The sequence below is a fragment of the Oerskovia douganii genome (assembly GCF_015142735.1).
GTDB classification, from domain to species: Bacteria; Actinomycetota; Actinomycetes; order Actinomycetales; family Cellulomonadaceae; genus Oerskovia; species Oerskovia douganii.
The window spans coordinates 19,005-30,800 of sequence record NZ_JACSPN010000036.1 but is presented as its reverse complement, the minus strand read 5'-3'; the positions used below and the strand labels follow the sequence as shown (position 1 = coordinate 30,800).

Annotated in this window: 10 protein-coding genes; 4 read left to right on the top strand and 6 right to left on the bottom strand. The window is 71.1% G+C overall.

Annotation, left to right across the window (positions count from 1 at the left end; translation table 11 throughout):
- Positions 1 to 398 precede the first annotated feature (398 nt).
- From H9623_RS18135 to H9623_RS18125, 3 genes are all read left to right on the top strand, one after another.
- The gene (locus H9623_RS18135; protein ID WP_193721407.1) at positions 399 to 1,811 is read left to right on the top strand and encodes a hypothetical protein; all 1,413 of its coding nucleotides are present in this window, start codon (positions 399 to 401) and stop codon (positions 1,809 to 1,811) included.
- Between the two features lie 187 nt (positions 1,812 to 1,998).
- Positions 1,999 to 4,386: an McrB family protein gene (locus H9623_RS18130; RefSeq protein ID WP_193721406.1), complete on the top strand. Its 2,388-nt coding sequence runs from the start codon at positions 1,999 to 2,001 to the stop codon at positions 4,384 to 4,386.
- Positions 4,376 to 5,587 (top strand): McrC family protein, encoded by a 1,212-nt coding sequence (locus H9623_RS18125; RefSeq protein WP_193721405.1) that lies wholly within the window; start codon positions 4,376 to 4,378, stop codon positions 5,585 to 5,587. Before H9623_RS18130 ends, H9623_RS18125 begins: the two co-directional genes overlap by 11 nt.
- 15 nt (positions 5,588 to 5,602) lie before the next feature.
- Here H9623_RS18125 and H9623_RS18120 read toward each other — a convergent pair whose 3' ends face one another.
- The 3 genes from H9623_RS18120 to H9623_RS18110 all read right to left on the bottom strand — a co-directional run bounded on the left by H9623_RS18120 (position 5,603) and on the right by H9623_RS18110 (position 7,898).
- Entirely contained in the window at positions 5,603 to 6,442 is an 840-nt protein-coding gene (locus tag H9623_RS18120; protein WP_193721404.1) for a VOC family protein, read from the bottom strand.
- Between the two features lie 91 nt (positions 6,443 to 6,533).
- Positions 6,534 to 6,806 carry a hypothetical protein gene (locus H9623_RS18115; RefSeq protein WP_157257679.1) on the bottom strand — a complete coding sequence of 91 codons (273 nt, stop codon included), beginning with the start codon at positions 6,804 to 6,806 and terminating at the stop codon, positions 6,534 to 6,536.
- 9 nt (positions 6,807 to 6,815) lie between these two features.
- Entirely contained in the window at positions 6,816 to 7,898 is a 1,083-nt protein-coding gene (locus H9623_RS18110) for a C2 family cysteine protease (protein WP_193721403.1), read from the bottom strand.
- Positions 7,899 to 8,083: 185 nt separating this feature from the next.
- Here H9623_RS18110 and H9623_RS18105 point away from each other — a divergent pair, with 185 nt between their 5' ends.
- Positions 8,084 to 8,629 (top strand): hypothetical protein, encoded by a 546-nt coding sequence (locus H9623_RS18105; protein WP_193721402.1) that lies wholly within the window; start codon positions 8,084 to 8,086, stop codon positions 8,627 to 8,629.
- 25 nt (positions 8,630 to 8,654) lie between these two features.
- Here H9623_RS18105 and H9623_RS18100 read toward each other — a convergent pair whose 3' ends face one another.
- The 3 genes from H9623_RS18100 to H9623_RS18090 form a co-directional block, all read right to left on the bottom strand.
- Positions 8,655 to 10,328: a nuclease-related domain-containing DEAD/DEAH box helicase gene (locus H9623_RS18100; protein WP_193721401.1), complete on the bottom strand. Its 1,674-nt coding sequence runs from the start codon at positions 10,326 to 10,328 to the stop codon at positions 8,655 to 8,657.
- 62 nt (positions 10,329 to 10,390) lie between these two features.
- The gene (locus H9623_RS18095) at positions 10,391 to 11,191 is read right to left on the bottom strand and encodes a GIY-YIG nuclease family protein (RefSeq protein ID WP_321575534.1); all 801 of its coding nucleotides are present in this window, start codon (positions 11,189 to 11,191) and stop codon (positions 10,391 to 10,393) included.
- Positions 11,181 to 11,750, bottom strand: coding sequence for a hypothetical protein (locus H9623_RS18090; protein ID WP_191804325.1), 570 nt, complete (start codon positions 11,748 to 11,750; stop codon positions 11,181 to 11,183). Before H9623_RS18090 ends, H9623_RS18095 begins: the two co-directional genes overlap by 11 nt.
- Between the last annotated feature and the right edge of the window lie 46 nt (positions 11,751 to 11,796).

Below are 11,796 nucleotides of genomic sequence, written 5' to 3'. Positions count from 1 at the left end.
CAACGCCGCCACCAAGCCCTCGGTGGACTCCCGCCGACCAGCCGGCTGTAACCAACGTCGCGGCCGGGTACACCTAGTACTGGTCCTGCCAACGACCCGACAGATGCGCCGAAGGTCGGGAGCTGGGTCTATGTTGTCGGTCGGGTCCGGTCGCCGGAGCCCTTCAGCACCACAGGAGGTTCGCACCGTGTCCGCAGGTAGTGAGATTGCGCCGCTCGTCCTGACCGAGGTGATTCCCGGCATCGCCGTCGTCACCGGAGACGTGCCTCAGGGACTCGAGCTCATCGACATCGGGCTGATCCCGACAGCGGACCTCGACCGGATCTCGACGGCGGTGGCGGCGGGGGCGGGGGGCGCGGGGGCCCGCCGCGACGCTCGGTGGGAACCTGGCGAATGCCGTGGCGAGCGTGCAGGGCCTCTTCAGGCTCGGCGAACCCTCCGCCGCACTGCTCCGGGGCGGGGCACAGCTCGTGGCGAAGGACGGCGCGAACCTCGGCACGATCATGCAGGGTGGAAAGTTCGTCGCCCAGGCGCGATTCGTCCCCGTAGCGGTGAACGCGGCCGGGATCGCGGCCGCGGTCGGGCCGGCGGTCGCGATGATCGCGATCCAGATGCAGCTCGGTGAGATCACCCGGCTCGTTCACACGAACATCGCGCTGACGACCCACGTGCTCCAGACGATCCGCACCGAGCAGTGGGCAACGCTCACCGGACTCGCCAAGGAGATCGAAGGCACGGTCGCACGCGTGCGCGAGATCCGCGGGGTTCCGGCCTCCGCGTGGCAGAAGATCTCGGGCAAGGGAGCTGATCTGGAGACGCAGCTCGACCTGTACCGCCGGAACGTCGCGGGGCACGTCCGTCAACTCGATGGGCTCACCGCGCACGGACCTCGCCGTGAGTTCCTCGAGGCGAACGCCGAGGCGATCGTCTTCGACGCGTTCGCTCTGCTCACGTCGCTCAAGGCGTGGACCGGCTATCAGGCCGTCCACGCCGGTTGGTCGCGGGCCGCAGGCGTCGACGACGTCCACGAGGCCAAGCAGTTCGACCTCATCGTCGCGGAGGCCCGAGCGGGGTTCGAGGAGTCGCTGACCGAGGCAACGCGTCTCGTCGATGCGCTCACCCGCGAGCTGCACATCATCGCGGAGCTCCCGGGAAGGGCATCCATGCCGCTCACCCGGTCACGCCGCAGCGCCCGGAGCTCCCAGCTCACCTGCGCCCAGATCCTTGACGCGCTGGCACCGCTCACCGAGGTGCTCCACCCCGAGGGCCTCGAGAGCACACCTCCGCACGTCCTCTGCGTCCCGCCCGGGTACGACGACGAGCGGGTGCTGCGCATCCTGCCCTGGTTGCTCGACGACGGCGAGGAGCTGCGCGCTGTCGCCGCCCCGTTCCAGGTGGATGCCGACGACGCCCTCGCCACGCTGGGCCGCAAGGCGCTCCCGCTCGACCGCGTGACCCCAGACATGGTCGTCGCCGTCACGGACCGTCGTGTCCTGGCTGCCAAGAGCAGCGCCCTGCTCAAGCGGGGCGAGATCCGTGACTCCATCCCTCTCGAGGACGTGCGCTACGTGCGCTACGTCCCGGGCGCGGACGACGGGGCGCGCACGAGCGTCGACCTCATCACCCGCGACGACAACATCCGTTGGCTCTTCCCCCGCGACGTCGACGAGCCGCAGGTCGGAGCGCTGGCGGCCCTCCTCGCGGAGTCGATGAGCATCCCGGCTGCTGAGCGCGACGCGCTGCTGCAACACCAGGTCGGACTCACGGAGCTCGAGGCGGTCGTCGACGACGCCCGCGTCGCTGCCGTGTGAAACGGCCCGCCGCAGGAGGGAGGTAGTCCCCGACGGCCTTCCCTGTGTGTCGGCGAATGGGAACCCTCAGTGACGTACCCGAGGCATCGACGACGAGGCTCGGAACGAGGACTTCACCCCCTCGCCCCTCCCCTCCGTGTCACGGCTCCCGCTACGGTGGCAGCGCCACCCGCCGACGAGGAGATCGATGTCCGCCACCAGGGTTCCCTACCCCACTGCTCGCCCGATCTACGAGGCCGCAGCACGGTGGCGCGACGCCGCGCTGCTGGACGACCGGTCACTGTTCTCGGACGGCCCGGGATCGACGCTCGCCGACGGCGAGGCACTCATCAGGGACTTCGTCGAGAGCCCCGACACGGGCTCGGGCACCTTCATGGCCAAGCTGCGTTCTCAGCTCGCCTCGTCGCCGACGAGTGCCGTGCAGCTGGCCGCGGAGATCCTCTACGTCCACCTGCTCATCGCGAGCCCGGAGGCGGTGACGGGGCAGAAGAAGCGCGCGATCGTCCGCGAGATCCTCGAGACCCGGGACGGAACCGCGCCTCTGCCCGACGACCTCGGTCTGACGCTCGACAGCGGCCTCGTCCGCGCGGGGACGGCGTACGGCACCTACCGGTGGAAGCTCTTCGCGTTCCTCGTCGAGGCGTTCGTCGCTCTCAAACGACTTCCGCTCGACGTCCGGCGTCGGGTCCTCGAGTCCCCCGACGAGCTGGTCGCCCTGCTCGACACCCTCGACGACTCCGAGGGCGGCCAGATCCAGAAGTTCGCGCTCGAGCACCTCCTCCTGCCCGACGTCTTCCCGCCGAACACCAGTCGGTCCGCCCGCCAGGCGATCGTCTCGATCTGGGGCACGGACGACGACGGCGCACCTGAGGCCTTGCAGGTCGCACGAATATCTCGGCGTCTGGCCGAGGACGCGGGGGCTCCGGACTCCTTCGTGGACCTGTGGCGCGCCCCCTACCTGTGGCAGTGGTCGGCTCCGACCGACGCGTTCGAGCGTGCTGGTGCCTGGTTCCGGTGGTTCTCTGACCGCGTGGAGCTCGACACCGAGGAGCGGAAGTACAAGCTCGAGGCCGCCGCCGAGATCCAGGACGTGCGCTCAGCGTTGCTCGGCGGAGAGGAGTGGCTCGTCGGGCTCAAACGCCTGGTCCGCCGCACCAATCTCGTCAACTACCGGGCGGCCGAGGACCTCGTCACGTGGGCCGAGGCCGCGCCCGACGACGCGGCGAGGACCCTCCGAGCGCTCTGGACCCTCGACCGAGACGGCGCCCTGGACGGGTTCGCGGCATCCCTGCCGCCGGACGTCCTCGATCAGCGCGGGTCACGCCTCAGCGTCTCGTCCTTCCTCCGCATGGCCGTCGACGCCGAGGCCGAGCCGGTCTGGAGGTCTCGGTACGTCGCCGACTTCATCAAGGTCACGGGCTACTACCGCCCGGCCGCGCACGCTCCCGACAGCGAGGTCTTCGACGCTTTCCTGGGCCTGCTCGACCTCGTGACGGAGATCGCCGCGCGCCACGGGGTGGAGCTGCGCGACCGCCTCGACGCCCAGGGACTTCTCTGGGCGACCTTGACGATGGAGCCCACGGAGTCCTGGTCCGACGAAGAGCGGAACGCGGTCGCGGAGTGGCGCAAGACCGGGAAGGGGACTCCGCCGGCTGGGGCACAGCACGTAGCTCCCGCCCTCGAGCCCGCGAGCGCCGAGCTCAGCGCTGACGTCTCGCTCGACGAGCTCGCTGCGTCGCTCTACCTCGAGGCAGGATTCGTCGAGACGATCCGCGACCTCGTCCTGGACCGACGGCAGGTGATCTTCACCGGCAACCCGGGCACGGGCAAGACCTACGTGGCGCGCAGGCTCGCGGCGTGGATCGCAGGCGACCCCGACAGGGTGCACCTCGTCCAGCTCCACCCGTCCTACTCCTACGAGGACTTCGTCGAGGGCTATCGGCCGTCGGCCGACGGCGGCTTCACGCTCCGGGGCGGCCCGCTGCGGACGGTCGCGGAACGTGCCGCGGCGGACCCGGACCACACGTACGTCCTGCTCGTCGACGAGCTCAACCGAGGCAACGTAGCGCGGGTGTTCGGTGAGCTGTACTTCCTGCTCGAGTACCGCGAGGACTCGGTGCGCCTCATGTACTCGGGCGAGGAGTTCTCCCTCCCGAAGAACCTCCTGCTCATCGGCACCATGAACAGCGCGGACCGTTCGATCGCGCTCCTCGACTCGGCGCTGCGACGCCGCTTCTCCTTCGTCGACTTCGACCCGGTCACGGGCCCGGTCGCCCAGGTCCTGCCCGGCTACCTGGCTGCCCGCCATCCTCGCCTGCAGTGGGTGGCCGACGCGATCGTGCGGGCGAACTCCCTCGTCGACGACCCGCTCGCGGCGATCGGGCCGAGCCACTTCCTGCGGGAGGACCTCGACGACCGGCTGGTCGAGCGCATCTGGGCGTACGACGTCCTCCCCACGCTGCGCGAGCACCTCTACGGGCGTCCGGACGTCCTGGCGCGGCTCTCGCTCGATGCGCTCCGACCGGTGGCGGCGTACCTCGGGACCGACCAGGCGGATGACGACGGTGCCGCCTGAGCCCGTCCGCCTGACCGAGTGGACGACCTCGACGGTCGCGTGCGACCTCGCGACCGTCCGACTCCTCCAGGACCGCTTCCGGGCGCAGGTCTCGCCCGCACGTGAGCAGGTCCCCGGTGCGCTACCCCGGTGGGACGTGCGGGCCGGTGGCGTGGTCGGCGTCGTACGCACCGACCGGGGAACGGTCGTCGTCCGGCCCCGGATCCCCGTCGCCAACGTCCTCTACCTCGCCGGCGCCGGCGAGCACCGGTGGGGCGAGAGCGTCGGGCTCGCTATGCAGGACGAGCTGCACACCGCGCTCGCTCGCCTCTTCGTGCTCGTGACCCAGCGCACGCTCGCCGACGGAGTCCTGCGCGGCTACCGGGAGAAGCAGGACGACCTCCCGACCGTCCGGGGCAGGATCGACATCGCCGAGCAGGTCCGCCGACGTCCCGGCGTCGCTCTTCCGCTCGCCGTGCGTTACCAGGAGCACGACGAGGACGTCGTCGAGAACAGGACCCTCAAGGCCGCCGCGACGGCCTTGCACCGTCTCGGGATCGACGACCCCGAGGTGCGGCGCGGGCTGCGTCGCATCCAGCTCACCCTTGCCGACGTCGCCCCGCTGGACGCGCCCGGCGCGAGCAACAGGGTCGTCTGGAGCCGCCTCAACGAGCGGTACCGCCCGGCGGTCGCCCTGGCGCAGCTGGTTCTCGACGGATCGGGCATCGACCTGAGCGCCGGGTCCACGTCAGCCCTCTCGTTGACGCTGTCGATGCCCGCGGTGTTCGAGGGTTTCCTCGAACGCGTCCTGGGTCCGCGGCTCCGGTCCCGCGGCGGCACCGTCACCGCCCAGGCATCGGCATGGTCGCTCGACGTGGCAGGGAAGGTCCCGCTCAGGCCGGACCTCGTCTGGCACGACGCCGACGTCCCGCGCGCGGTGGTGGACGCGAAGTACCAGTCGACGGGTCCACAGGCGACGCACGGCGACAACGTGTACCAGCTGCTCGCGTACTGCACGGCCCTCGGCCTGAGCGAGGGCCACCTGGTCTACGCACACTCCGTGGGCGAGACCCCATCGCCCGTCCAGGTCGTCCACGACGGACCCGTCATCCACACCCACGCGCTCGACCTGGGGACGACGCCGTCGGAGATCCTCCGACAGGTCGATCACGTGGCTGAGTCGATCGCCGGGCGGGCCAGCCGGGCGGCCCGGCCGGCCTAGACCGCGAGGGACCGCCTACCCCCACTCCTGCGGCGCGAACTGCGACAGCGTGAGCTGCGCCCCCTGCGGGTCGCGCACCACGGCCTCGCGCGTCCACTCGTTCTCGCTCGTCGACAGCACGACCCCACCTGCCCGCTCGGCCGCGGCCGCGCTCTCGTCGCGGTCCGCGACGGAGAACGCCACGTCCCACCGGGCCGGCCCGTCGACGGCCGCCACCCCAGCAGCCACATCAGCGAACCCCGGCGGCGCGAACTCCTGCCGTTCAAAGATCCCGGGGTCGATCGTGTGCGCGAGGTGGTCGCCGTACCCCGGTACGCGGAACATCCCGGCGCCGAGCGCGGGGTCGAGCTCCCAGCCGAGCAGCGGCCCGTAGAAGTCGAGGGCCCGGTCCGGGTCCGGCGTGAGGAGGTTGCTGAAGTTCCAGGTGCCCGGCTCGTTGACGCGTTGCGCCCCGAGGCGCGTGCCCGCCTGCCACAGCCGGAACCGTGCACCCTGCGGGTCCTGGACGGAGGCCATGCGTCCGGGCGGGCCGACGGTCTCGGGCCCGGAGAGCAGCACGCCACCGTCGGCCGCGACCGCCCCGGCGGTGGCGCCGACGTCGTCGACCGCGACGTAGGTGATCCACTCGGGCGTCCCGTCACTGCCGTCCGGCGGGGAGGCGACCGCCGCGACGTCCTGCCCGTCGAGCGAGGCGACGACGTAGCGCCCCGGCGCGTTGGGCGGCATCTTGTCGGTGAACGTCCACCCGAACAGGGCGCCGTAGAACGCGGTGGCGGCGTCGACGTCGGGCTGCTCGGTGTCCACCCAGCACGGCACCCCGTGCGGGTACGTGCGGGGCTGCGTCGGTGAGCTCATCTCTGCCTTCCCGGCCCCGCCGGGTGCGAGGCCTCCCGCGTTCCACCTTCCCAGCCGCCGCTGACACCGGCCTCCGGGGAGGATCGCCCGGTCAGTCGGCGTCGTCGATCTCCTCGAACCGCAGCGTGACCTCGCCGCGGACCGTTCCTTCGCTCGCCCGGATCTCGTCGAGGTGAAGCGTCCCGACGCCGTCGAGCTCGAACGCGTCTCCCTCGTCGAGCACGACGACGGCCTCGTCCGAGGGGGTGCGCAGCGCGAGCTGCGCGAGGGGCGTGCCGTCGACGAGGCCGACGCGCATGATCCCGACCCGCAGCACCCCGAAGGTGGGTTGCGAGCCTTGTCGTGCATTCCTGACCGTTGTCACAGGTGGGTCCTATCGGGTGGAGGGGACGGCGTAGACGGTGTCGAAGTTCTCCTTGTACTGCTTCTCCGTGAGCCACATGTCGCCGACCTTGTCGGACCCGTCGTTCTGGAGGTGGGCGCCGGGTCCCCACGGGTTGATCACGTGGACCTTGAGCTCGCCGTCCCGCTCCTCGACCTTGTCCACGATGTACGCGTGGTTGGGCACGACCCGGGCGTCGTCGACCTCGTCGCCGAACGGCCACCACGACGGTTCGTCCTCCGTCCCGAGCGCGACCGGGCCGTCAGCGAGGCGGTCCTTCAGGTCGGAGAGGTTCCCCTCGCCGGTCTGGGAGGGGGTCGCACCGGTGATGGCCGCGAACGCGTCGCTCGAGTAGCCGCCGTCGATGTCGTCGTAGCTGCCGCCCCAGTACTCGGCGGCCGCCTTCTCGTAGATCGACGCCCAGCTCGGGTTCCCGCTCGGGTCCATGACGCCGTCCTGCGCGACCTCGGGCTCGACCGTGATCTCGACGGGATCGCCGTCCTTGTACATCGTCACGGTCCAGGTCCCGTCGGCGTTGAGCTGCATGTGGTCGCGGATGAACTGGGGGTCGTCGCGGGCGACCGCGCCCAGGCCCGCGAGGAGCCAGCAGTCGCCGAGGCCCTGCTGGTTGATCATGTTCGGGTCGAGCGCCGCGTCGTCGAGCGGGATCGTGGGCGGGACGTCGACCCACGGTCCGTGGCCCGAGAGGTCGGGGTTGCCCGGCCGGTCCTTCCCACCGTCGCCGGAGCGGTCGCCGCCACCCCCGGTCCCCGGCGCACCGCCCCGGTCGAGGCCCGACCCGCCGTCGGCCGCGCTGGTGCGGGCCTGGTCCTCGGCGTTCCGGCGGAGCACCTCGGCGTTGTCGCGGAGCGCACCGAGGCAGGAGGCGAGCGCTGGGGCCAGCCGCCGGGACCAGTCCTGCCGGAACTCCTCGGCGTCGGGCCCCACCCAGCCCGCGGCGGCGACGATCCCGTCGACCTGCCGCCGGGCCGTCTCGAGCGTCTCGGCGCTCTCCACGAAGCTGCTGCCGAGCCCTGTGAGCGCCTCGACGTCGGCGCCGAACATGGTGCGCATGTCCCCCCTCGTGGCTGCGGGACCGCCTTGGTCCCGGTGCGTCGCCGACCCACGCTATCGACCACGCGGCGGGCAGGCCATGGGCAGCGGTCCCCATGCGACGTCACCCGGTGGGCGCCTCGTCGCTGCTAGGTTCGACGACGCCGCGCACCTGCGCGTCGACCGACCCAGCGAGGGGGCACCGCGTGAGAGACGCCGGATCGTCGAGGAAGCGGCTGCGTGCCGGCGGGGTGCTGCTGCTGGTGGTGGCCGCCGTCGGGCAGCTCGTCGCAGGGTGCAGCAGCTCTCCCGCCGCAGCTCCGACCGCGAGCACGCCGGGTGCGCGCCCTGCCGAGGCGCTCGACACGTACACCCTGGTGCGCGACGACGTCCTCGCGGCGCTGTCGTCGCTCGACCCGGCCACGCCGTGGGAGTCGAGCGGGACGGCCTCCCTCTCCGAGGAGGGCTCGGCGTGCACCCTGGTCCTGCCGGCCGCCGGCTCGGCGCAGTACCTGTACGTCGAGGGTGACGACTTCGCGGCGGTCCGCGCAGCCCTGGACCCCGTCCTCGCGCAGCACGGGTTCGCCGCCCTTGGGCAGACCGTGTTCGCGGACGGCGGGGCGGTCGAGGTGTCGTCGACCGACGACGCCGGGGCCGAGCTCGTCGTCTCGTCGGAGCAGACGTCCGTCGTCCGCCTGAACGCGCCGGTGCTGTCGGAGACGTGCGACGACGCGGAGCTCGCGCGGTCCTAGGGCGCGGGGCGGGTTGCCGCCGGCATCACCCGGCCACCTCCCACCTCACCGCCTTCCCCAGCCTCCGCCGCACCGCTTCCCCGCCGACCTGTTCGATCCACTCGCGCGGCCCGACGACGACGAGCAGCGACCGCGCCCGGGACAGCCCGGTGTAGAGCATCTCGCGCGCCCGGGCGACGTCGCGGACGCCGTTGACGGCGAGCACGACGACGGGGCGCTCGAGTCCCTTGAACCCGAGCACGTGCCCGTAGAAGACGTCCTCCTCGGCGAAGAACGTGTCCCAGTAGGCGGCGTGCCCGCCGAGCGCGACCTCGTTGACCTGGGCGGGGTGCCGGCGCCCGGTCGCGAGGAGCGTGACGGCTCCGGGGGCCCAGCCTTCGTCGAGCAGGGCGTCGACGGCGTCGTCGGCGGCACCGACGGCCTGCTCCGCGGGGACGTCGACCAGGCGCACGGGTGGTCCGTCCATGCCGCGGGGACGGAGCAGGTCCTCGGACAGGGCGCCGAAGACCTGGGCGATCTGCTTGGTCGAGCGCAGGTTCTCGTCGAGGGTGACCTGGACCAGCTCGATCGGCACGTGCCCCTCGCGGGGGAAGACGCGTTGGGCGTCGTCCATGAAGACGTAGAGGCCGCTCGTGTCGGGGTCACGCAGGCACCTCATGAGCGAGGGCCACCAGAGGTCGCCGAAGTCCTGGGCCTCGTCGACGACGACCGCGTCGAACAGGTCGGCCGGTGACCGCTGGGCCGCGAGCTCTCCGAGGGCGAGCGGGAGGTGCCGTTCCCAGTAGTCGCCGTCGTCGTCCGCGCCTGCTGCGGCGCCCCAGGCGCGCGGCAGGTCGTGGAAGAGACCCACGTAGGTGGGGCGTTCGCGCACGGGCCAGGTCGCGACGACCCGTTCGAAGTACCGTCCGAGCCCGCGCGAGTAGCACAGGAGGGCGACGGACTCCCCGGCGCGCGCCCGCCGTCGGGCCTGTTCGAGCGCGAGCCACGTCTTGCCGGAACCCGCTCCGCCCACGACGCGCAGCCGCCGGGCCTCGCGCAGAAGGTCGAGGATGCGGCCCTGGTCGCGCGTCATCTGCTCGAGCCTGTCCTCGTGCGCTGCGGCCGCGGCGAGGTGCTCCGCCTGGCTGGGGAAGCCGCCCGCGAGCGCCTCGACGACCTCCTCGAGATCGGCGTCGGCGAGCAGCCCGTGCCCTTGGCCGTACCGGGTGATCGCGTTGCGCACCCGTTCGGCGAGCCCGTGCCCGCGTTCGAGGTCACCCCGGTCGACGATCATGTCGCGGGGCAGATCGAGCGTCGCCCAGTCGGGTCCGACGTACTGGTGCGGGAACGCGACGAGGTGCGCGGTCCGGGACTCGGCGGCGAGCAGGCCGCGGTGCCGCAGCAGCGCCTGGAGTGCGTGCCGCGCCCCCTGCACCTGCCCGACCGGGTCGATGCGGTGCCGCTGGTCCCCGTTCCCCTGGTACCAGGTGCCGTCACGCCGTTCGATGTGCCCGCCCTTGACCTCGATCGCGGCGATCCCGAACCCCGGCCAGGCGACGAGAAGGTCGATCTCGTACTCCTGCTCCTCCTCCTGGAGGCGCAGGCCGTGGAAGACCACGGCGTCGTCGGGCAGCTGCGCCAGGAGCGCTTCGTGGAGGGTGCGCTCGGCGCCCCCGTCGGGCGGGTAGGCGGGTTCGGTCGGGAAGGTGCGGGGCGGCATGGCTCTGGTGTACCGGACCTGCCCGACGGCGTCACGCCCCGCGGGCGGACACGTCGCCCTGGTCACGGCTTTTCACCCGGGGCGCCGGCCACCGGGCTGTCACCGATCGACCTTGCTCTCATCTCCCCGACACAGCGATCGATGATCATGCGAGCCTCGCGAAACTCCATGAGGAAGAACTCGCGATCATCTCTCAGGCGGTACGGGCCCAGCAGTGCGTGGACCGTGGCCTCGACTGCCCTTGGGTTCTTGACGATCCACAGCTTGCGGACGCCGAACGGCACGGCGACTCCGGTTGCCCGGTTGATCTCCGCCACCCGATCCGCGATCGGCCGTCGGGTGTAGCCGATCTTGAGGAGGTGCGGCTGTTCTCGCGTCGACAGCACGTAGACGAAGCCGGTCTCGTCCCCCAGGAGCGGTTTCCGCTCTCCGAGGTATGCCTTGAGGTGGTGTACCAGACCCGAGCGAGCTCCGCGCAGAACTGCTCCACCTGCCGCTTCCGGATCTCTGTCGCTCAATGCACGCCGAAGAGCTCCCAAAGTCTCGGCGGACTGCCGTGCATTGCGCGGTACAGGTCTTCCCAGTTGCTGCCAGACAACCGCCCAGTCCCACTGATCCTGTTTCCAGCTCCGCGAGAAGAGCCCCTTGACCTCCGAGATCTGGTCCAGGAGTCCTGCTGGCGGGGTCGTCGAAATGGGCTCGGCCGCGACGAAAAGACCATGCACAGCCCCGACAGCATGCTGCCTCCGGGCGAGGACTTCCTGCTTGACGGGGGACATTCCAAAACCCCACTTCTGGGTGACCTGTCTCACGTCTCGGGACCGACGAAGTGTCATGGCTGGCTGCTCGATCTCAGCGGACACCGGGAGCCCCGTCCGTCGTGTCGGGCTCACGGACAAGACCGATGTCGATACCCGGCCGTCTGGCGACGTAGCCGAACGCATCCCGGGCGAGCTCCGGCCGGTATTCGACGACCACGTCCTCTCGGAGCAAGCGATCCCGCCATGCATCGTTCTGCGCGAGGTGCACCTCGTCCATCTCGAGCCCCGCGCGTCGCCAAGCTTCGAGTCGGAGCATCTGGATCGGTTCATCCCACCGGTGTCTCTCGAGGACTCGCCACGGGATGAGTGCCTCGTTGCGCACGTTACGTCGAACGAGCCCCATGTCGATGATCCAGGACTCCCAGAAGCGGTGTGAGATCTCCATGTTGTGGCGTCGTTCGTACTCCTCAAGCACCCACGTGGGGTGGCGGCCCTCGTAGAACCATCGGCGTGCCTCTGGTACATCGACGATCTCGGCAGGTCGCCGTCGCCAAGCGCGGCCGAGTCCCTCAGTGAGACCGCTCAAGTCGTCCGGGACGACCACAGGTGTCGAGTCCACCCCGTCGGGGGTGGGGGACGGGTTGATCAACGGTTCGGTCATGCTTCTTCCTTCGTCGAGGAAGGGGGCCGACCAGCACCGAAGTCCG